Raw genomic sequence first — 20548 nt, 5'->3', positions numbered from 1 at the left:
CACCTTCAATGTGCCCGTTCAGTTTGATTATATCCTTCATGGCGCAAAAATCACTTTGATAAGTTAAAACACATTTATATTGTTTAAGTGACAAAATAGACTACAATACAGCTCCCAAAGAAGCTTGAGCACGAAGGAGATTTCTCATGAAAACCTGGCAAAAAACCCTGGCGGCGTCGCTTATCGCGGCCTTCTTGTCCCCGCTCGCCCATGCCGAGCTGAGCAACAGCCCCAAGATTTCACAAACGCAAGTGGCACTGCGCGATCTCTGGAGCGGCCACATTTTCTGGGTGCGTAACGTCGCACTGGAAACGCTGGCACACGACAAGTCCGGCGCGGCCGCCGCGGAGCAAGAGGTGGTCGCCAACGCCAAACAGATTGCCGCGTCGATCCAGCCATTCTATGGGCAAGCCGCCTCGGACAAACTGTTCACCCTGCTCGCCGGCCATTATGGCGCGGTCAAGCAGTATCTGATCGCCACGGAGAAAGGCAGCAAGAGCGGGCAGGACAGCGCCAACAAAGCCATGGCCGCCAACGTGGACGAGATCGCCGCCTTCCTGTCCAGCGCCAACCCCTACCTGCCGAAAGAAACGCTGCAAGGCCTGCTGCTGGCCCATGGCGGCCATCACGTCCAGCAGATTCAGGAGCTCAAGGACAAGGACTACCGCCAGGAGGCCCACACCTGGGACGCCATGAAACAGCACATGAACGTGATCGCCGATGTACTGGGTGGCGCCCTGGCCAAGCAGTTCCCCGAGCGCTTCTGAAAGCGGGCTCCCGCCTGAGCACACGCACCCTGACCCGCTAGCGTGACCCCGCCATAGCAGGGTTGGCCGAAGCCCCGGCTAACCCTGCCCGCCCGTCCCGTTCGCGAAGTAGCACGTCAAGAAGTCCACGAACGCCCTCACCTTGGCCGACAGATTCAGCCGCGGCGGGAACAGTGCCCAGATATCGGCCGGCGCCCCCTGCCACTCCGGCAAGACCTGGCGCAGGCGGCCCGACTGCAGGTAAGGCGCCACATCCCACAGTGAGCGCAGCAGGATTCCATGCCCCTCCAGACACCAGTTGACGGCGGTTTCTCCGTCATTCGTGGCTAGCGCCCCGCCCACCTTCACCGTTTCCTGGCGGCTGCCGGCATGCAATTGCCAAATGCCGTAGGCTTCCTGATTCTCACGGACCACGATACAGGCGTTCCGACTCAGCTCGCGCGGCGCTGTGACAGGCGCAAGGGCGTCAAGGTAGCTGGGCGCGGCGCACAGCACGCGGCGGTTGGCGACGATCTTGCGCGCCACCAGGCGGGCCTCGGGGGGTTCGCCAAAGCGGATGCTGACGTCGAACGCCCCGCCGGTGAGTGCCGGCATGCGATCACTCAATTGAAGCTGAACCTCGGTTTTCGGGTAGGTGCGCACGAAAGCCGACACCGCCGGCGCGACATGCCGGCGCCCGAAGCCCAGCGTCGCGTTGACGCGCAACAACCCTTGCGGCTCCGATTGACTGCCGGTCAATTCGCGCTCGAGCTCGGCCAGATCGTCGAGGATGCGCTGCCCCTGGCTAAGATAGTGCTCACCCTCATGAGTAAGCGCCAGCGTGCGCGTGGTGCGATTGAGCAACCGCACCCCCAGCCGCTTCTCCAGCGCGGATAGCCGACGACTGACCGCGGGCGGCGTAATACCCAGCTCCTGAGCCGTGGCGGTCAGGCTGCCGCACTGCATCAGGCGGGTAAAAAAGGCGAGGTCGGAGAGATCGTTCATTGTTGCGTACAAGTTAAGGATGGCTTTACTAACGATGAATTATAGCGATGCCACGCCGAGCTACACTGTCGCTCCAGACGTAACAGGAGTCGAAGGCAATGACAGTGGCACTCTTGATCGCGGTAGCGTCATCCCTGGCACTGGGTGCCGTGCTGGGTGCGCTGGGCGGCTTGCTCGGCATCGGCGGCGGCATCATCGCCATTCCCGTACTGGTGCTGTGCTATGGCATGGATCAGCAAATGGCACAGGGCACCGCTCTGGTCATGATGGTACCCAATGTGCTGATCGGTTTCTGGCGTTACCGCCAGCGCAACCCGTTCCCGCTGCGCACGGCGCTAACCATAGGCCTGGCTTCGATCGTCTCCACCTACCCGGCAGCCCGGCTGGCGGTGGCGCTGGACGCCCGTGCGCTGAAGCTGGCTTTCGCAGTACTCCTGCTGTGGCTGGCCGGCTATTTTGTCTGGATCAGCCGCCGTCAAGCCGGCGGCGAAGTCCGGAGCGCCGGCTGGAACGAACGCTACCTGCCCGCGGTCGGTGTGGTGGGCGGCTTGTTCGCCGGGTTGTTCAGCGTTGGTGCCGTCATCGTCGCCGCACCGATTCTGGTGCAGGGTTTTGGCAAACGCCAGGCGGTGGCGCAGGGACTGGCACTGGCCCTGGTGGTGCCGGGCGCACTGGTGGCGCTGGCGACCTACAGCCGGGCCCAGCATGTGGACTGGCACCTTGGCGCCCCCTTGGCCGTGGGCGGCATGGCCACCATATCGTGGGGCGTCGCCCTGGCACACCGCCTGCCGGAGCGGCGACTGAAACAGCTGTTCGCGCTGATGCTGTTGGGCACGGCCATCTTGATGATGCAGCCGCACCGAGGAGGCTGATTGGACCGGATTGCCCCCGGTCATGCCCCAGCCCCCCGCCAAAGCAAAACGCCCGGCCCCGCGCTTATGCGGGAACGGGCGTTGCTCATGCTGTCAGCCCCAGGGGGCCATGACACTCAGAACCAGTTCACGATCTTGCTGCGCATCCCTGATCGGGGCTCATGCGCTGCTCGAAATCCTCATGTACTCCAGTACATTCCGGTTCCTGCGCTGCTCTTCACCCCACTGGGGGCTGCTCGCGACTGATCGTGAGCAGGTTCTCAGCGCTTCACCGCCGCCACCTTGCGTGTCGCGGTGAAGTCGGCGTAGTGCCCCTTCAAGCCGTAGAACACGATGTAGCCGTAGCACACCAGCGGCACTACGAAGGAATACAGGATGCCGATGCGGTCGGCGAAGAACGCCTGGATCAGCGGCACGATGGCACCGCCGACGATCGCCATGCACAGCACGCCCGAGCCTTCCCCGGTGAACTTGCCCAGCCCTTCGATGGCCAGCGAGAAAATGGTCGGGAACATGATCGAGTTGAACAGGCCGATGGCGATCAGCCCCCACATCGCAGCTTGGCCGCCTACGCTCATCGCCACGGCGATCAGCAGCGCGTTCACCAGCGCGTTGAAGGCCAGCACGTGGCCCGGTTTGATCTTGCGCATCACCACGCCACCGATGAAACGGCCCACCATGGCACCGGTCCAGTACAGGGCCAGATACTTGCCGGCCACCGCCTCGGACAGACCGGCAATCTGCGGCTGCCCCATGAGGCTCACCAGGAAACTGCCGATCGACACTTCGGCCCCCACATAGGTGAAGATGCCCACCGCGCCCAACACCAGGTGGCGGTAGCCCCAGACGCTGTCATGCGCATGGTACTCAGCGTTGCCTTGCGGCGCATCGGCCGGGGTATCGCCCTCTTTCACCTTCGGCAGCTTGAACAGGCCGATGATCACGGCCAGGGCAAACAGCAGCGCGGCCAGAATCAGGTACGGCGTCTGTACCGAACCGGCCTCGGCGGCGCTGTAGGCCGCCAGCTGTTCCGGCGACAGGCCGCTCAGCTCCTGCGCCGGCTTCACCGCCACCGCCAGAATCAGCACCGAGCCCACCAACGGCCCGATGGCCGTCCCCAGCGAGTTGAACGCCTGGGTCAGGTTGAGGCGGCTGGACGCGGTCTCGGGCTTGCCCAGCAAGGTGACGTACGGGTTGGCCGCCACCTGCAGCAGGGTGATGCCGGAGGCCAGAATGAACAGCGCGCCGAGGAAGAACGGGTAGGACTTGGCGCCGGCCGCCGGGTAGAACAGCAGACAGGCGAGACCAGCCGTTGCCAGGCCGATCATGATGCCGCGCTTGTAGCCGAGCTTTTCCACCAGATAGCCCGACGGAAACGACATCACGAAGTAGGCGGTGAAGAAGCTGAACTGGATCAGTGCCGCCTGCAGGTAACTCAGGGTGAAGATCGCCTTCAGGTGCGGGATGAGGATGTCGTTGAGCGACGTGATCAACCCCCACATGAAAAACAGGGAGGTGAGCACCGTCAGGGCGCGCGAGTAATTGGTCTTACCAAGCTGAGAGGACATGTCTGTCGTTCCATCCATACTATTTTCTGCTGTTTACGGTCAGCCGGCTCGATGCAGTGAGCGTCTGCATGGCAAGCCGGCGGTTTGTTGCGCCAGATATGTAGCATTGCTACAGATATTTTGTTATAGAGCACACTATCCATTCAGGACAGGTCGTCACATATCGGCCGGCAAGATAAGACAATGCCATTCAATATATCAATACAAAACAAGCATTAACCCTGTTTGCCCGCCGTATTTTCACTTCCACGTCAGACCGTTTCCTGACCCTGCAATGGACTCTGGTCGCGAAAAAACGTAGCAATACTACGCGCCAACCGTATCGCTTGTAAATCAGCAACCCCTCCTCCAGCCCAAAAACAAAAAAGGCGACCGAAGTCGCCTTTTATCTGGGGTGCCGCTGTCGAAATCAGCCGAAATGGCAAACGTAGTGCAGGGTATCGACCACTTCGATATCGAACGCGCTGTTGCCGGGCACCTTGAACGACTCTCCCCCCCTGTAGGTCCGCGACTCGCTCTCGCCACTCAGGGTGACGTGGCACTCGCCGGCCAGCACTTCCATGATTTCCGGTGCGCCCGTGTTGAACGTCAGTTTGGCCGGCAGAATGACGCCCACCGATTTCTTGGTGCCATCGGCCAAGACGATGTTGTGGCTGACGCATTTACCGTCGAAGTAAACATTGGCCTTCTTGACCACGCTGACGTTATCGAACTGTTCCATGCTCTGTCCTTATTTGTTCTGGTGAAAGGGCAAAAGTGTAACCCGCACGATCGCCGGAGAACACTCCCCCGCAAGGCCGGCCGGCCTCAAAGGTTGGCCGAAGCCCCGTTACGAATGCTTACACGCTCCACAGTCAGCTTGTGGCACAATCGCGCCGTCACAATAGAAGGGGTGCGACCGCACGTGGTCCCAACCCACCCACCATCAACTCGGGGGACTCCATCATGCAACAGGACAACCGCGACATCCGCTACCTGGCAGAACACTTGCTGCACACCGGCGTAGGCGGCCTCGGCGAACGCGAGCGCCACGCCCTGATGCGCATCTCCAAACGGCTGCAGGCCACACGTACCGACACCAGCCTCCCTGACGACGGCGTCACCCTCGGCGAGCGGCTGGCCGACCGTGTCGCCGAATTCGGCGGCTCTTGGACGTTCATCGGCATCTTCACCGCCGTGCTCATCAGCTGGACCATTATCAACACCGGCATCCTGGGCACCCGGGCCTTCGACCCCTACCCCTACGTGTTTCTCAACCTGATCCTGTCGATGTTGGCAGCGATCCAGGCGCCGATCATCATGATGTCGCAGAACCGTCAGGCCGCACGCGACCGCATGACGATGATTCGTGACTTCGAGGTCAACCTCAAGTCCGAAGCGTCGATCGATGGCCTGCACAAGCGCATCGACCATCTCACCTGGCAGATCCTGTCGGACCTCGACCAGCTCAAGCGCCTGCAGCGGACCCTCCCGCCCCACCCGGACGACACACCGCCGCCAGGAACCCGAAAAAATCCGGACGGGACGGTGTAATTCAGCCCTCGCTCACGGCTTGAGCATCTCCGCCGTCACCACAAAATCGTTACCGTGGCGCCGCACCAGCCTTTCCAGCGGCGCCGCAAAGCGGCTCCAGTTGCCCTGCAGCAGGGTCAGCGAATTCTCCGTACCCAATGGCGGCAGCTGGAGCCAGGCGTCGACCGCCTCCGGCTCCACGTGAAAATGCGCCGGGTAACCATCCAGCCGGGCATTGATCAGAATCTGATTGTTGCGGTCGATTCTCGCCGCCAGCAGCATCAACATACGCCGTTTCTCCCAAATGGCAGCGAGACTAGGGCATCGCGGCGATTTGCACAATGACCGCCCCGTTCGCGCGCCGCCGGGAAAAGACCACATCACACATCCGGATTTAACCTTCATCAAGGTCCGGGGTCGCTCCGCATGACACAGTGAAACCCATACCGCCAAGGATAGCCGTTTCGTCTTCCCTGCTACGCCTGGCACAAACCGTTATCATGACAAGAAACGGCAAAGGTGATCGACAGTGAACAAGGCAACCGACCCGCAGACACACGCCACCGCTCCCACCCTCCCGACCGTACCGCAGAACGCCTGGCCGGTGCTCGGCTGGTACGAGGGGCTCCGCCAGTGGAGCGGGCACTGGGCTCGACTCTCCGGCCTGTTCGATGGCGAACCACCCACACCCCCATCCGTGTCCGAGCCCGGCTCCAGCGACGCCGACGACGGCCCCACCAGCCTCGACCGGCTGCTGCGCGCCAATCTGGGCCGAGCCACCCTCGGCATATCGCCGGCCAGCCTGGCCCTGGCTTATTTCGACTGGGCGGTGCATCTCGCCGTCTCCCCGGGCAAATGGCAGCAGCTAGTGGAAAAGGGCGCCCGCAAGTCGGTCCGGCTCGGCAATTACGCCGTCAGGGCGCACGCCAATGCTGGCTGCCCGGCCTGCATCCAACCGCTGCCGCAGGACCGCCGCTTCAGCAGTCCCGCCTGGCAGAACTGGCCATTCAACCTGATTTCGCAGGCCTTCCTGCTCAACCAGCAATGGTGGCACAACGCCACCACCGGCATTAGCGGCGTCTCGCGTCACCATGAGCAGGTCGTGTCCTTCACCGCACGCCAATTGCTCGACATGATGTCGCCGATCAATTTCGTCGCCACCAACCCCGAGGTACTGCAAACCACCCTCCAGGAACAGGGGCAGAACCTGATACGCGGCCTACGCCACTTCCAGGCCGACTGGGAGCGCGCCATCGGCGGCAAGCCGCCTCTGGGAGCCGAAGCCTACCGTCCGGGACATGAAGTCGCCATCACGCCCGGCCAGGTGGTCTACCGAAACCGGCTGATCGAACTGATCCAGTACACTCCGCAAACCGGGCAGGTCCATGCCGAACCGGTCCTGATCGTGCCGGCCTGGATCATGAAGTACTACATTCTCGACCTCTCCCCCGGTAACTCGCTGGTCAACTACCTGGTCGGACAGGGCCACACCGTGTTCATGATCTCCTGGCACAACCCGCACAGCGACGACCGCGACATCGGACTGGAAGACTACCTGCGGCTGGGCGTCCTGGATGCGCTCGACGCCATCCGCGCCATCGTCCCCGACGCCCCGGTCCACAGCGTCGGCTATTGCCTGGGCGGCACCTTGCTGTCGATCGCGGCGGCCTATCTGGCACGCGAAGCCGATCCAATCCTGGCCTCGGTCACCCTGCTGGCGGCGCAGACCGACTTCACCGAAGCCGGCGAACTGATGCTGTTCATCGACCACAGCCAGCTGAGCTACCTCGAAGACATCATGTGGGACCAGGGTTACCTCGACACCAAGCAGATGGCCGGTGCCTTTCAGCTACTGCGTTCCAACGACCTGATCTGGTCGCGCCTGGTGCACGAATACCTGATGGGACGGCGCGAGCCGTTGAACGACATGATGGCCTGGAATGCCGACGCCACGCGCATGCCCTACCGCATGCACAGCGAGTACCTGCGCCGTTTCTTCCTCAACAACGACCTGGCCGAAGGCCGCTACCGCATCGGCGGCCGCCCCGTGGTGCTGAGCGACATCCGCGTGCCGATGTTCGTCGTGGCCACGGAAACCGACCACGTCGCTCCCTGGCGATCGGTGTATAAAATCCACCTTGCCGCCGATGCCGACATCAGCTTCCTGCTCACCAGCGGCGGCCACAACGCCGGCATTGTCAGCGAACCCGGCCACGACGGCAGACACTACCGGCTCTCGCACCGCCCCAGCGACCACCCCTACATCGACCCGGAAACCTGGTTTGCCTCCACCACCCCTCACGAAGGCTCATGGTGGCCGGCCTGGTCGGACTGGCTGCGAAGCCACTCCGACGGCCTCAGGGAGCCGCCGCCGATGGGCGCCGCCGAGCAAGGCTACCCACCACTTGGCCATGCGCCCGGTAGCTACGTATTACAGCGCTGAGCCGCCGCCTGCCAATTCTGACAAGGCGGCATATGGCCAAAGGTAAAGACCTCAATGGCCGAGCGTATTGCCGCCCCACTCCCAAACGGGAGCCGACCTCACCGGATGCAGTTCGTCGTAATAATTTAGCAGGTTGCCCAGCTCCATGACGATTTCCAGTTGAAACCCCTGTCGTCCGCCACGCTCATCCAGCATCAGGCTGTCCAGATAGCGGCGGCATGAGCTCTCTTCAGACCACAGCTGGGCTAGTCGATTGACGATACGGGCATACTGCCGCGACAGCTTCAATGGACGTACCGGGGCAGGCAAATCCAGCAGCCAGCGCATGGCCTCGACCTGCAATTTGAGCTGCTCGGGTGGGAGCGGCGTGCGCACGAAGGCAAAAGGTCGGCTATTCATGGCGTTCATATGCTTTCTGCCAAGCGGCGAATTCTGTAATACGGGCACCCTTGGTGTGCCCGGCATCATATTGATTTGATGATAGTTTTCCCCATCAAAAAATGACAGCCGCAAAACCTCTCCCGAAGGCAGCGGACTCGATGCCCTCAACGCCGCCATCGCCGACCTGCCATCCCGCGGCCCGGCCATCAACCAAGCCGCCCGGAGTACGCCCTGAAGACAATGCACGAAACGGACCACCACACGCCGGGAAGGTTGATACCAGTACTGAAGCCGTGCTGGCGACGCACCCCAAAGACCCTCTTTTCAAGCGTGGAAAAGCAGGAATCGGGTTGCACGCGGAGACAAGCCTGTTTACCCTTTGCGGACTGAGGCACACAACCACAATGACGAAAACATGACTCAACGGCTGACAATAGGCAAATGGATTGGCCCTGCCGGCCCAGTCGGGCGCTGGGGAGCAGCCATCGCGCTGGCGGCTTCACTTCTTTTATCGCCCACGCTGAGGGCTGAAGCGCTACCGCCCCTGACGCTGACCACCGAGTCGTATCCGCCAAATCAGATGATGATCAACGGGCAGCTCGCCGGAGTCGTTACCGACAAGGTGCGCGAAATGATGGCCCGCACCCATATCGACTATCGCATCGTGGTGCTGCCTTGGCTTCGGGCCTACTCGTTGGCGCAGACCCAGGCCAATTACTGCGTGTTCAATACGGCTCACACGCCGGACCGCGACAAGTTGTTCAAGTGGGTCGAACCGACGACCTACGCCGACTGGACGCTGTTTGGCCTGGCCAGCCGGAAATTCGACATCGACAACCTCGAAGACGCCCGACGCTACGTCATCGGCACCTACAACGGCGACATCCGTGACAGCTATCTGAAAGAACGCGGCTTTATCGTCGATACCGCCATCGAGGAAAGTGCCAACCCACGCAAGCTGGTCGCCCAGCGTATCGACCTGTGGGCCGCCAACCGCCTGGTCGCCGCCGACCTTCTGCGCAAGGCCGGCCTGACCAAGCAAGTGGTGCCGGTACACACCTTCTTCCGCGTTACCGGCGGCCTGGCCTGTAGTCTGGCAACGCCGGATGCCACCATCACCAGCTTGCGCCAGGCCTTGGCCAGCATGATCAGCGACGGCACCACCGCCAAGATCGAACAACGCTACGCCAACTGGCAGCCCGATCCCTGACCCTGCCAAACCCTGCCGCGCCTCGACAACTCACCATCCCCAGCCATCACCCGCGCCATGAACTAGACTGAATGTGATAGGCACGTGCTGGTTGGAGGTGGGGAGTACCGAGATGAAATCGCAAGGCAAACAGGGCGGTTGGTACACCGGCCTATTGATGATCAGCATCATCATGGTCGTTGTGCTGTTCGTTTCCGCACCATGGATTCCGTTGGCCCTCTTGGCGGCACTCGCCGTAGTCGGGGTGATTCAGGGGATATCCTGGCTGTTCGACAACTGGAAACACCGCCACGATCATACCCATGCCCACTGAGGGCATCACTGATGACGCAAAAAAGCGGCCCGTCGAGGGCCGCTTTGGTTTTCATGCGCCAGGGTTGGTCGGGGCTTAAGCACCCACGAAGCGCATCTTGAAGCTGCGTCCCTTGATCCGCCCCTCGGCCAGGCGGCTGAAGGCCTGCTGAGCGATATGGCGATCCAGCGCCACGTAGCTGGAAAATTCGAACACCGATATCTTGCCCACCTGCTGACCGGCAATGCCCGCCTCACCGGTGAGCGCGCCCAGGATGTCGCCCGGGCGCACCTTGTCCTTGCGGCCAGCCGCAATGCACAGCGTCACCATTGGCGGCACCAGCGGGCTACCACTGCTCGTCAGCTCAGCCGGATCCGCCCAGTTCGGCTTGGCCTGCTGGTAATCCTCGATCAGCGCCAGTCGCTTACTGTCGTTCGGGCCGACCAGGCTCAGCGCCAGCCCCTTCTCGCCACCACGCCCGGTACGGCCGATGCGGTGGATGTGGATTTCCGGATCGTGCGACAGGTCGACGTTGATCACCGCTTCCAGCGTGCTGATGTCGAGGCCGCGCGCCGCTACGTCGGTGGCCACGAGCACCGAACAGCTGCGATTGGCAAACTGCACCAGGATTTCGTCGCGCTCGCGCTGCTCCAGCTCGCCGTACAACGCCAGCGCCGAGAAGCCCTGCTGCTGCAGCTCATTCGCCAACTCGCGCACCTGCTGCTTGGTATTGCAGAAGGCGATGGTCGAAACCGGACGGAAATGGCCGAGCAACGCCGCCACCGTCGCCACGCGCCGTTCCGGCTGAATCTTGTAAAAGTGCTGCTCGATGTGGCCCGCATCATGCAGCGACTCCACTTTGACCTCGACCGGGTTCTTCAGAAAGCGTGCGCTCTGCTTGCGGATAGTGTCCGGATAAGTGGCGGAGAACAGCAGCGTCTGACGCTTGCGCGGACAGGCGGCGACGATGCCAACGATCTCCTCGTAGAAGCCCATGTCCACCATGCGGTCAGCCTCGTCCAGCACCAAGGTTTCGACAGTGGACAGATCCAGCGTGTTGCGGCTCAGGTGATCGTGCAGCCGGCCCGGCGTGCCCACCACCACGTGCGCACCGTGCTCCAGCGAGCCGATCTGCGGCCCCATCGGCGTGCCACCGCACAGCGTCACCACTTTGATGTTGTCGACACTACGCGCCAGCCGGCGGATTTCCTTGGCCACCTGGTCGGCCAGCTCGCGCGTCGGGCACAACACCAGCGCCTGCACGGCAAACCAGCGCGGATTGATCTTGTCGAGCAATCCCAAGCCGAAGGCAGCCGTCTTGCCGCTACCGGTCTTGGCCTGGGCGATCAGGTCCTGGCGGTTGAGGATGACCGGGAGGCTCTGCGCCTGGATCGGGGTCATGCGGGTGTAGCCAAGGCTGGCCAGGTTGTCGACCAGGGAGGGCGAGAGGGGAAGCGAGGAAAAATCCGTTTTGTTCACAATGACTTGGCGCGTTGGCAAAAGGCGCACAGTCTATCAGGCTACGCCGTCGCCGACCAGCGCCATGCGGTATCGATGCCACCACGCAAGCCACATGAGTACACGGGCACGGCGGGCTGACAAACCGGGAAAGGCCGCTTCGGCCAACCTTGGCGAGAGACGCATTTCCGGCACCGCTCCTCTCACTTAGTCCGCCGCCTGAACCGGGCACGGGCTCACCCGCCCTGTTGTATTGTCGCCATCGCTTCCACGCTCGACCGCAAATTCAGGTTGCCAGTCTGTTTGATTTTGTACAGAATCAAATCATCATCAGGACACAGAGCAAAGCAGCATGACCCAGGGAGGCAAGCGCCAAGGCGCCGGCAGAAAGTCCGCTTTTGGCGGTGACAAGACGGTCGCCATGCGTGTACCGGAACCACTCAAGCCGGTACTGGAAGCCTGGCTGCAAGAGTATCGCGCCATACGGGCGGTACGTGAACTGCACGTGGACGAATTCCGCTCGCTCACCAGCGAATTGTCCGACGTATCGTTACCCCTGTTCGCCAGCCGCGTTCCTGCCGGCGCCCCCGTCGCCGCCGACGACCTGAAAGAAGCCGACGTCGACCTGAACACCCACCTGGTCAGACGCCCCGCCTCCAGTTTCCTGGTCACGGTCAAGGGCGACTCGATGATCAATGCCGGCATCCACGATGGGGACATGCTGGTAGTAGACAAATCGCTGGAGGCTCGCCACGGCAAAGTGGTGGTAGCGGTGATCAATGGCGAGCTGACGGTAAAACGGCTGGAGAAAACGGCGACGGGCCTGCGCCTGCTGCCGGAAAATCCGGATTTTGCCCCGATAGAGGTGCCGGAAGAGGCCTCGTTCTTCATCTGGGGCGTGGTCACCAACGTGATTCACAAGGTCGATTGAGGAGGATGCACCATGAGCAACAACCAACAAATCAAGATGAAGTTCCTCGACTGGCGCCGTCTGCCGCGCGCCTTCCGCTCGGTCGTACAGGGTCAGCCGCAGGTTCTGGTCTCGCGCACCGGCCGCAGCTACTTCGTGCCGGTCGAGTTCGTCTGACCCCCACCCCAGAACCGGGCTGCGCATTGCCCGCTGGACTTAACACGAAACCCACGCCCACACCGAGGATCAACCTCCCTGGCGGCATCGCCTGTGAACCGGCAGCGCCAAAAGAAGACGCCCTTCGCATGAAGGGCGTATCAATTTGCTTGGGGGGGAATGTAACAACCGGAACTGAGAGGCACCGATGCTACCGCTGCCGGCAACGAAGCAAACAACCGGCTGCCCTTGAACTGTAGGCGACATGATAACTTCGTACTATCCGTACAATTACGTATGTCAAGCAAGTATCTGGGCAATCACTGCCGACTGCTTCTCGCGTCGCACCTGTTCGAACAATTCGCCCGCCTCGGGGTAGCTACGCTTGAGCTGCCCCAGCCACTGCTTCAGCCGTGATGCAGGGTAGGCCGATTCTTCTGCCCGCTCACGGCACTGCTCGAAGAAATCGCGCAGCCAGATCATCATCTCGTCCCACGGCATCGGTTCGGCCCCCGGCCCGGCCTTGATGCGTCGCGCCAGATCCGGTGCGGCGATCAGCCCACGCCCAATCATCACGGTGTCGCAACCGCTCTCGCGGCGAATGGCGTGGTAATCCTCCACCGTCCACACCTCGCCGTTGGCGATGACCGGCAGATTGACACTCTCGCGGATGCGGGCAATCCAGTCCCAGTGGGCGGGCGGCCGATAGCCCTCGACCTTGGTGCGGCCATGCACCACCAATTCATCCGCTCCCGCCCGCTCAATCGCCTGCGCGCATTCCAGCGCCAGGCTCTTGTCCTCATAACCCAACCGCATCTTGGCCGTGACCGGCACTTCTTTGGGGACGCTGGCACGCACGGCCGCCACGATCTGGAACAAGAGCTCCGGCTCGGTGAGCAATACCGCCCCGCCGCGATGGCGGTTGACGGTGGGGGCCGGGCAACCAAAGTTGAGGTCGACCGCCGGAGCGCCCAGCTCGACCGCGCGTACTGCATTATCCGCCAGGCACACCGGATCCGATCCCAGCAATTGCACACGCACGCTGGTACCCGCTCGCGTACGTGCGGCCCGGTGCAATTCGGGCGCCAGCCGGTAGAACATCTTGGGTGGCAGCAGTGTGCTGGTAACGCGCACGAACTCGGTCACACACCAGTCGATGCCGCCGATGCGGGTCAGCACATCGCGCATGATGTCGTCGACCAAGCCCTCCATCGGGGCGAGTACCAGCTTCATTCGGGAATACCTCGGATTCAGGAGGCGGTATTCTAGCCAAGTCCGCTGGCCCTGTCTTTCGGCCAACCTGCATCGCCCATCAGCTTTCCGGACTGGGCAACACTCGTGTATTGGCAGGACGGGAAAACAGAACGTATGTTTAAAATGGGGGATGGGAGAACCCGTCTTCCCGATACCCACGAGATACCTTACCGGCGTGACGCCGCCCCCACCTCTCCATAGGCGCCCAACATGACGCGTCCCACCATCATTTTCGATACCGACCCTGGCCTGGACGATGCCGTGGCCATCCTCGCCTTGTTGGGAGCTGGCGAACAGATCGACCTGCTCGCGCTGACCACGGTGGCCGGCAATGTGGGCGTGGACCTGACCTCGCGCAACGCCCGCATCGTTTGCGAATGGGCACAACGCCCCGATATCCCGGTTTACGCAGGCTGTGAACGCCCGCTGCTGCGCCCGCTGGTCACCTCCGAACATGTCCATGGCAGGAGCGGGCTCGACGGCGTCCCCCTTCACCAACCGGAGATGCCGCTGCAAGACAAGCATGCCGTCGACTTCATCGTCGACACCTTGCGCGAGGCGACGCCAGGCACCATCACCCTCTGCCCCGTCGGTCCACTGACCAACATCGCCCTTGCCCTGGCCAAAGCACCGGACATCGCGCCACGCATCAAGGAAATCGTCTTGATGGGCGGCAGCTACTTTGCCGGTGGCAACATCTCGCCGGCGGCCGAGTTCAATATTTTCGTCGACCCGGAAGCGGCCGCCATCGTGCTGCGCTCGGGCGTACCGATCGTGATGCTGCCGCTGGATGTGACCCACCAGGTGGGCGCCAGCTCAGCACGCATCGCCCGCCTGCACGCCCTGGCCAATCGCTGCGGCCCCCTCGCGGCCGATATCCTGATCAGCCATGAGCGCCACGACGTGCAGCGCTTCGGCGCCAACGGCGCTCCCTTGCACGACCCTTGCGTGGTGGCCTATCTGCTGCAGCCTGACCTGTTCAAGGGACGCCGGGTCAATGTCGAGGTGGAAACGGCAAGCCCGCTGACGCTGGGCGCCACGGTGGTGGACTGGTGGGGCGTGAGCGGCCGACCGGCGAATGTCCTATATCTCACCGAGGCCGACGCCGACGGCGTGTACGCGCTGCTGACAGACTGCCTGGCCAGGCTTCCCTGAAACCGCGGCCAGGTCTGAAATCCGAGGATGCCCGTTGCAGGGGGAGCCACGCCGCAATTCCCTTCGGCGCGGTATACTTGTACCAAACGTACAAGAATCGCCATGGAGCATACAAATTGCGTTTTAGCCTGCCAGATTCACTTTATATCCATAACCGCCTGGTTGAGGTCACCGTCAGGCATGGCGCGCAGGAACCCGAGCAACACTTCCGGCTGACGGACAAATTCAAGCAATCGCTGATTGAAGACGCCCCCACCAGACCGATCCCCGCCCTGCCCCCGACCAGCATCAGCCCGGTGCAGGCGGTGCCCAACCTGGCCGATTATCTGCGCGCCCTGAACCAGCGCGTGCTGGTTTTCAGCGACTACCGCGAACGCCTGATGGAGCTAGCCAATCTGCTGATCGAGATGGCCGGTAGCCAGCCCGACGGCGTCATCGCCGCCATCATGCTGTGCCCGTATCGCCACTATGCAGCCCATCACGCCATCAACTGCGCCCTCTTGGCGGCCCGGGTCGGGCAGAGCTACGGGCTGCCGTCGGCCGATACCGAGCAACTGGTGTGCGCGGCCCTGACGATGAACGTCTCCTCGGCCAGCCTGCAGGACAGCATGGCCTCGCAGCAGGCCGAGCCCTCCACCGCCCAGCGCCAGACCCTGCATGCTCACCCGCTGTTAAGTTCCGCCCTGCTGCGCGAAGCCGGGGTCGACGATGTGCTATGGCACACCATCGTGCTGTTGCACCATGAAAAGAAGAACGGCCGCGGCTATCCGTTCAGCCTGGCCGGTGAAGACGTCGAGCCATTGGCCCATTTGCTGCACGCACTGGACCTGGTGACCGCCAAGATGATGCCGCGCACCTACCGCGCGCGCATGAAGCCCAAGCAGGCCCTGGGCGAGCTCTATGCCGGCAAGATGGGGGAAATCGACCCGGAGCTGGTATCCCACCTGGTAAAAGTCATCGGCATCTACCCGCCAGGCAGCTTCGTCGAACTGGCCGACGGCAATCGGGCGATAGTGGTCAACATTACTGCCAACGCCGCGACCCCGCGCGTCGCCCCCCAAACGCGCCCGGCCGAACGCATCGACACGGCGCAGGAGTGCTTCCGCATCGTCAAATCGCTGAATATCCAGGTGGAAGAGCGCTATCTGCCACTGTTCTACCGTCTCTGGAGTCCAACATGAGCATCCCCCCCGGCATCTACCGCCACTACAAGGGACCGTTGTACGAAGTCATCGGCTGCGCGCAGCACTCGGAAACCGAAGAGCCGCTGATCGTCTACCGCGCACTCTATGGCGAGTTCGGCCTGTGGGTGCGCCCGGTGGCCATGTTCGAGGAGAGTGTCACCCACGACGGCGTGCCCCAGCCACGCTTTGCCCTGGTCAAGGCGTTCTGAGCGCCCCATGCGCATTTTCCGTACCGACCACCTGGCCCTGCCCTTGCCTCCCAGCCATCGTTTCCCGGCCGAGAAATACCGCCTCCTGGCCGAGTCCGTGGCGGGCTTCGCCCCCCACCTGCTGGAGCCGGCATCGGCGGCGACGCCGGCCGAACTGTGCCGCGTGCACGATGCCGCCTACGTCCACGCCCTCCTCGAGGGCAGCCTGCCGGAACGCGCACAGCGGGAGATCGGCCTGCCGTGGTCGCCGCAGCTGGTGGCGCGCGCCTGCCATTCGGTTGGCGCCACCATTGCCGCCGCACGCGTCGCGCTGCTGCAGGGCTGCGGTGTCAATCTGGCCGGCGGCACCCACCACGCCCAGGCCGACAAGGGCAGCGGCTTTTGCGTGTTCAACGACGTGGCGGTGGCGGCGCGCCTGCTGCTGGACGAAGGCCATATTCGGCGAGCGCTGGTGATCGATCTCGACGTGCATCAGGGCAACGGCACTGCTGCCCTGTTCCGCGATGAAGCACGGGTGTTTACCTTCTCGATGCACGGCCAGAACAACTTCCCGTTTCGCAAGGTGGCCGGCGACCGCGACGTCGAGTTGCCGGACGGCACGTCGGACGAGACTTACCTGGCCCTGCTTTCGGCCAACCTGGAGGAGCTGTTCCGGCTAGCCCGTCCCGATCTGGTGTTCTACCTGGCCGGTGCCGATCCGTATGAAGGCGACCGGCTGGGCAAGCTCAAGCTGACGGCAGACGGCCTGCTGCGGCGCGACCGGATGGTGCTGGATGCATGCCAGCGGCACGAGGTCGGCGTCGCCATCGCCATGGCTGGCGGCTATGCCGTCCCCATCGCCGACACCGTGGCCATCCAGACCGCCACGGTGAAGGAAGCGGTACGGCGGTTCGACCGAACCGGCCCGCGCCCGCCGATAGACGAAACACAGGAGTACATGCAATGAACAAGGCAACCTTGGCCGGCGGCTGTTTCTGGTGCACCGAATCAGCCTTCAGACGCCTCGACGGCGTCCACGCGGTGGTGTCCGGCTATATCGGCGGCCATGCTCCCGACCCCAGCTATCGGGAGGTATGCGATGGCACCACGGGACACGCCGAAGCTGTCGAAATCACCTACGATCCGGCCATCCTCTCCTACCGCGACCTGCTGGCCGTGTTTTTCGCCATCCACGACCCCACTACGCCAAACCGTCAGGGGTACGATGTCGGCACGCAATACCGCTCGGCCATCTTCTACCATGACGACACTCAGCGACAGGAAGCCGCCGCTTTCATCGCCGAGCTGGAACGGCAGCGCGTGTTCGATGCGCCGATCGTCACCGAACTGGTCGCCGCGGGCACGTTTTATCCGGCCGAGGGCTACCACCAGGAGTATTACGACCAGAACCGGGAAGCGCCGTATTGTCAGGCGGTCATCGCCCCCAAGCTGGCCAAGTTGCAGCACCTGTTTCCGGCCCTGCTGCGGCGCCACACTCCCGACGTATAATCCGGGCCGCCTGCCCACCCGCTCCGTCCTCAACAGGTAGTCATGGAATCCAGCTTCACCCGTAAACTGCTGTTTTTGTCCGGCCTGATCCTGGCGACCGTGTGCACCGGGACAGCCGGCTACATGCTGATCGAAGGTTGGTCGCTCTTCGACAGCATTTACATGACCGTCATCACGCTGGCCACCATCGGCTATGGCGAAACCCACCCGCTCACCGACGGCGGCCGGTTGTTCACCATCAGCCTGATCGTGTTCGGCACCGGGGTGCTGGGCTACGGCATCTCGTCGCTCACCCTGATGCTGTTCCAGGGTGACCTGCCCCTCTTGCTCAAGCGCCGGAAAATGGAAAAACGCATCGCACGTCTCGATCAGCACATCATCATTTGCGGCCTCAGCCGCACCGGCCTCTACACGCTGGAAGAGTTGATCAGCGCCGGCCACGACGTGGTCGTCATCGAAAAGAACGAAGCGCTGGCCCAGCAGCTCGACAGCCGCGACGTCCCCTATATCGTCGGCGACGCCACGGCGGACGAACACCTGGTCGCCGCGGGCGTGGCCAAGGCACGCGCGCTGGTCACCTGCCTGACGTCCGACGCCGAGAACGCCTTTGTCGTGGTGACGGCCAAAAACCTCAATCCCTCCATCAAGGCGGTATCCAAGGCCGAAACCGAAACCTCGCGCCGCAAACTGCTCACCGTCGGCGCGGACCGGGTGGTGATCCCGTCGCACCTGGGAGGCGTCAACATGGCCAACATGGTGGCCCGGCCGGAAACGCTGCACCTGTTCGAGCAATTGCAGCAGCGCTTTCCCAAGGCCTTTCATGCCCGGCTGTTCAGCGTCGGCCCGGAAAGCGACGGCCGGCGGCTGGGGGAATTCGAGCCGACCCAGCCCCAGAACGTGATGGTGATCGCCCTGGAGCACCCCGGTGGCGAAGTGGAATTCAACCCCTCGCCCGAAACCACGCTCAAGTCCGGCAGCTCGGTCATGGCCATCATCAACTACCACCATCCTGCCTGACCCTACGGCTCGCCCGCCGTCGGCCCGACCGCAAATCAACCGAATCCGCCCCGATTCGTGGTAAAACACCAAGCCAAGGCACAACAACAATCGGAAACAGCCCGGAATGGACAGTAGCACCAACACCATGACCCCCAGCGTGTTCATCGTGGACGATGACCCCGCCGTCAGGGAGTCGCTGGCCATGTTGATCATGGCGCAGGGAATGCGCGCGGTCACCTTTGCCAACGCGCAGGAATTTGTCCGCGACTACCGCGAAGGCGATATCGGCTGCATGATCCTCGACATCCGCATGCCGCAGATGAGCGGCATGGCGCTGCAAGAATTGCTGATCCAGCGCGAGATCACCATCCCCATCGTCTTCATCACCGGCCATGGCGATATCGAGCAATGCAGCCGCGCCTTCCGCGCCGGCGCCATCGATTTCCTGACCAAGCCGATCGACACCAGCCGCCTGATCGACAGCCTGCGCCGCGGCATCCGGCTGAGCATTCAGCAGCACAAGCACGAAACCGAGACGCTGGAAGTGATGCAGCGGCTGTCACGCATCAGCGGACGCGAACGCGAGGTGCTGGAGATGGTGGCCGACGGTCTGTCCAGCAAGGAAATCGCCCGCGCCATGGAGCTCTCGCCGCGCACCGTCGAAGCCCATCGCGCCAACCTGTTCAGCAAACTGGGCGTCGATTCGCTGGCCGATCTGATACGCTTTTATCTCAAGGCGCTGGAAACCACCGGCATGAAGCGCTCCAGCCACGAATAAACGAGAACGACCGGCCATAGCCCGGTAAAATAACGCCATGGATCGTCTCTTCAAGAACGTGGGCCTGGTGGCCCGCCACAGCAAATCTTCCATTGTCGCCTCGCTGCGGCAACTGGCCGACCATCTGGCGGCCTCGGGCGTGTCGGTGCTGATCGACCGTGACAGCGTCACGCCCGCAGAAGCGGGGCCCTACACCCTGATCGACCGGCTCGATCTGGGCAAGCTCGCCGACATCGTCATCGTATTGGGCGGCGACGGCACCATGTTGTCCATCGCCCGCCTGCTCGCCCCCTACCGCGTGCCGATGGTCGGCATCAACCAGGGCCGGCTGGGCTTCATGACCGACATCCCGCTGCACGAGATGCTGAGTTCGGTGGACGCCATCCTCGCCGGCCAGTTCGTCCCGGAAGACCGCATCCTGCTGCAGGCCACGGTAATGCGCGAAGACGCCGAGGTGATGAACGCGCTGGCCTTCAACGACGTGGTCTTCAGCCGCGGCGCGGTGGGCTCGATGATCGAGTTTGAGATCTTCGTCGACAACCAGTTCGTCTATAGCCAACGCTCGGACGGCCTGATCGTCTCGACGCCGACCGGCTCCACCGCCTATTCGCTGGCCTCCGGCGGCCCGATCCTGCACCCGACGCTGCAGGCCATCGCACTGGTGCCGATCTGCCCGCAGTCGCTGAGCAACCGGCCGATCGCGGTCAACGACTCGTGTGAAGTCGAATTCATGCTGACGCGCGGGCTGGATGCGCGCGTGCACTTCGATGGCCAGTCGCACTGCGACCTGATGGAAATGGACCGCGTGCTGATCCGCCGCCACCGCAACCACCTGCGCATCCTGCACCCGCTCGGCTACAACTACTACGACATGCTCCGGCACAAGCTGCACTGGGGCGAACGCCTGCTCTGACCCTGACCAAACTCG

Annotated in this window: 23 protein-coding genes; 16 read left to right on the top strand and 7 right to left on the bottom strand. The window is 62.8% G+C overall.

The genetic code is table 11. From position 1 onward, the window contains the following. Window positions 1-146 precede the first annotated feature (146 nt). On the top strand, window positions 147-767 hold the full coding sequence (locus FURADRAFT_RS09955; protein WP_008954015.1) for a hypothetical protein: 621 nt from the start codon (window positions 147-149) through the stop codon (window positions 765-767). Between the two features lie 78 nt (window positions 768-845). On the opposite strand, the gene FURADRAFT_RS09950 is transcribed toward FURADRAFT_RS09955, so the two are convergent. Next, window positions 846-1751, bottom strand: a complete 906-nt coding sequence (locus FURADRAFT_RS09950) for a LysR family transcriptional regulator (protein ID WP_008954014.1) — start codon at window positions 1749-1751, stop codon at window positions 846-848. A 98-nt stretch (window positions 1752-1849) separates the two neighbouring features. On the opposite strand from FURADRAFT_RS09950, the gene FURADRAFT_RS09945 reads away from it, so the two are divergent. Then, window positions 1850-2623, top strand: coding sequence for a sulfite exporter TauE/SafE family protein (locus tag FURADRAFT_RS09945; RefSeq protein WP_008954013.1), 774 nt, complete (start codon window positions 1850-1852; stop codon window positions 2621-2623). A 260-nt stretch (window positions 2624-2883) separates the two neighbouring features. On the opposite strand, the gene fucP is transcribed toward FURADRAFT_RS09945, so the two are convergent. Together fucP and ppnP are read right to left on the bottom strand one after the other, a co-directional pair. Continuing rightward, a complete protein-coding gene (gene fucP, locus FURADRAFT_RS09940; protein ID WP_008954012.1) occupies window positions 2884-4191 on the bottom strand; it encodes an L-fucose:H+ symporter permease in 1308 nt (435 codons plus the stop codon). Between the two features lie 409 nt (window positions 4192-4600). After that, a complete protein-coding gene (ppnP, locus tag FURADRAFT_RS09935) occupies window positions 4601-4912 on the bottom strand; it encodes a pyrimidine/purine nucleoside phosphorylase (protein WP_008954011.1) in 312 nt (103 codons plus the stop codon). A gap of 224 nt (window positions 4913-5136) precedes the next feature. On the opposite strand from ppnP, the gene FURADRAFT_RS09930 reads away from it, so the two are divergent. Beyond that, window positions 5137-5724, top strand: a complete 588-nt coding sequence (locus FURADRAFT_RS09930) for a DUF1003 domain-containing protein (RefSeq protein ID WP_008954010.1) — start codon at window positions 5137-5139, stop codon at window positions 5722-5724. A gap of 12 nt (window positions 5725-5736) precedes the next feature. Here the strand turns inward: FURADRAFT_RS09930 and FURADRAFT_RS09925 are convergent, their stop codons facing one another. Further along, window positions 5737-5991, bottom strand: coding sequence for a hypothetical protein (locus FURADRAFT_RS09925; RefSeq protein ID WP_008954009.1), 255 nt, complete (start codon window positions 5989-5991; stop codon window positions 5737-5739). Between the two features lie 241 nt (window positions 5992-6232). Between FURADRAFT_RS09925 and FURADRAFT_RS09920 the strand changes: the two genes are divergently transcribed. Next, a complete protein-coding gene (locus FURADRAFT_RS09920) occupies window positions 6233-8146 on the top strand; it encodes a PHA/PHB synthase family protein (RefSeq protein WP_008954008.1) in 1914 nt (637 codons plus the stop codon). A 51-nt stretch (window positions 8147-8197) separates the two neighbouring features. Here the strand turns inward: FURADRAFT_RS09920 and FURADRAFT_RS09915 are convergent, their stop codons facing one another. Next, window positions 8198-8704 carry a hypothetical protein gene (locus tag FURADRAFT_RS09915; RefSeq protein ID WP_236261570.1) on the bottom strand — a complete coding sequence of 169 codons (507 nt, stop codon included), beginning with the start codon at window positions 8702-8704 and terminating at the stop codon, window positions 8198-8200. 238 nt (window positions 8705-8942) lie between these two features. On the opposite strand from FURADRAFT_RS09915, the gene FURADRAFT_RS09910 reads away from it, so the two are divergent. After that, window positions 8943-9737, top strand: coding sequence for a substrate-binding periplasmic protein (locus FURADRAFT_RS09910; RefSeq protein ID WP_040652712.1), 795 nt, complete (start codon window positions 8943-8945; stop codon window positions 9735-9737). Window positions 9738-9849: 112 nt separating this feature from the next. Continuing rightward, entirely contained in the window at window positions 9850-10050 is a 201-nt protein-coding gene (locus FURADRAFT_RS09905) for a hypothetical protein (protein WP_008954005.1), read from the top strand. Between the two features lie 75 nt (window positions 10051-10125). Here the strand turns inward: FURADRAFT_RS09905 and dbpA are convergent, their stop codons facing one another. Next, window positions 10126-11508, bottom strand: coding sequence for an ATP-dependent RNA helicase DbpA (dbpA, locus tag FURADRAFT_RS09900; protein WP_008954004.1), 1383 nt, complete (start codon window positions 11506-11508; stop codon window positions 10126-10128). Window positions 11509-11908: 400 nt separating this feature from the next. On the opposite strand from dbpA, the gene FURADRAFT_RS09895 reads away from it, so the two are divergent. Both FURADRAFT_RS09895 and FURADRAFT_RS20810 read left to right on the top strand, forming a co-directional pair. Beyond that, window positions 11909-12418 carry a LexA family protein gene (locus tag FURADRAFT_RS09895; RefSeq protein WP_236261569.1) on the top strand — a complete coding sequence of 170 codons (510 nt, stop codon included), beginning with the start codon at window positions 11909-11911 and terminating at the stop codon, window positions 12416-12418. Window positions 12419-12430: 12 nt separating this feature from the next. Continuing rightward, window positions 12431-12574 carry a hypothetical protein gene (locus tag FURADRAFT_RS20810; protein ID WP_008954002.1) on the top strand — a complete coding sequence of 48 codons (144 nt, stop codon included), beginning with the start codon at window positions 12431-12433 and terminating at the stop codon, window positions 12572-12574. Between the two features lie 279 nt (window positions 12575-12853). On the opposite strand, the gene FURADRAFT_RS09890 is transcribed toward FURADRAFT_RS20810, so the two are convergent. After that, on the bottom strand, window positions 12854-13786 hold the full coding sequence (locus FURADRAFT_RS09890) for a tRNA dihydrouridine synthase (protein WP_008954001.1): 933 nt from the start codon (window positions 13784-13786) through the stop codon (window positions 12854-12856). 231 nt (window positions 13787-14017) lie between these two features. On the opposite strand from FURADRAFT_RS09890, the gene FURADRAFT_RS09885 reads away from it, so the two are divergent. The 8 genes from FURADRAFT_RS09885 to FURADRAFT_RS09850 all read left to right on the top strand — a co-directional run bounded on the left by FURADRAFT_RS09885 (window position 14018) and on the right by FURADRAFT_RS09850 (window position 20533). After that, window positions 14018-14962: a nucleoside hydrolase gene (locus FURADRAFT_RS09885; RefSeq protein WP_008954000.1), complete on the top strand. Its 945-nt coding sequence runs from the start codon at window positions 14018-14020 to the stop codon at window positions 14960-14962. Between the two features lie 116 nt (window positions 14963-15078). Then, on the top strand, window positions 15079-16143 hold the full coding sequence (locus FURADRAFT_RS09880) for an HD-GYP domain-containing protein (protein ID WP_008953999.1): 1065 nt from the start codon (window positions 15079-15081) through the stop codon (window positions 16141-16143). Further along, window positions 16140-16355 (top strand): DUF1653 domain-containing protein, encoded by a 216-nt coding sequence (locus FURADRAFT_RS09875; protein ID WP_008953998.1) that lies wholly within the window; start codon window positions 16140-16142, stop codon window positions 16353-16355. Before FURADRAFT_RS09880 ends, FURADRAFT_RS09875 begins: the two co-directional genes overlap by 4 nt. Before the next feature lie 7 nt (window positions 16356-16362). Continuing rightward, window positions 16363-17301: a histone deacetylase family protein gene (locus FURADRAFT_RS09870; RefSeq protein ID WP_008953997.1), complete on the top strand. Its 939-nt coding sequence runs from the start codon at window positions 16363-16365 to the stop codon at window positions 17299-17301. Next, the gene (msrA, locus tag FURADRAFT_RS09865; RefSeq protein ID WP_008953996.1) at window positions 17298-17843 is read left to right on the top strand and encodes a peptide-methionine (S)-S-oxide reductase MsrA; all 546 of its coding nucleotides are present in this window, start codon (window positions 17298-17300) and stop codon (window positions 17841-17843) included. The genes FURADRAFT_RS09870 and msrA overlap by 4 nt, the downstream gene beginning before the upstream one ends. Before the next feature lie 42 nt (window positions 17844-17885). After that, a complete protein-coding gene (locus FURADRAFT_RS09860) occupies window positions 17886-18860 on the top strand; it encodes a potassium channel family protein (protein WP_008953995.1) in 975 nt (324 codons plus the stop codon). Window positions 18861-18966: 106 nt separating this feature from the next. Further along, the gene (locus tag FURADRAFT_RS09855; protein WP_008953994.1) at window positions 18967-19620 is read left to right on the top strand and encodes a response regulator transcription factor; all 654 of its coding nucleotides are present in this window, start codon (window positions 18967-18969) and stop codon (window positions 19618-19620) included. Window positions 19621-19657: 37 nt separating this feature from the next. Continuing rightward, a complete protein-coding gene (locus FURADRAFT_RS09850; RefSeq protein ID WP_008953993.1) occupies window positions 19658-20533 on the top strand; it encodes an NAD kinase in 876 nt (291 codons plus the stop codon). Window positions 20534-20548: the final 15 nt, after the last annotated feature.

Origin of the sequence: Pseudogulbenkiania ferrooxidans 2002 (genome assembly GCF_000174355.1) — a bacterium.
Lineage (GTDB): Bacteria > Pseudomonadota > Gammaproteobacteria > Burkholderiales > Chromobacteriaceae > Pseudogulbenkiania > Pseudogulbenkiania ferrooxidans.
Note: the sequence above shows the minus strand (reverse complement) of the source record. Positions and strands in the feature narration are given on the sequence as shown.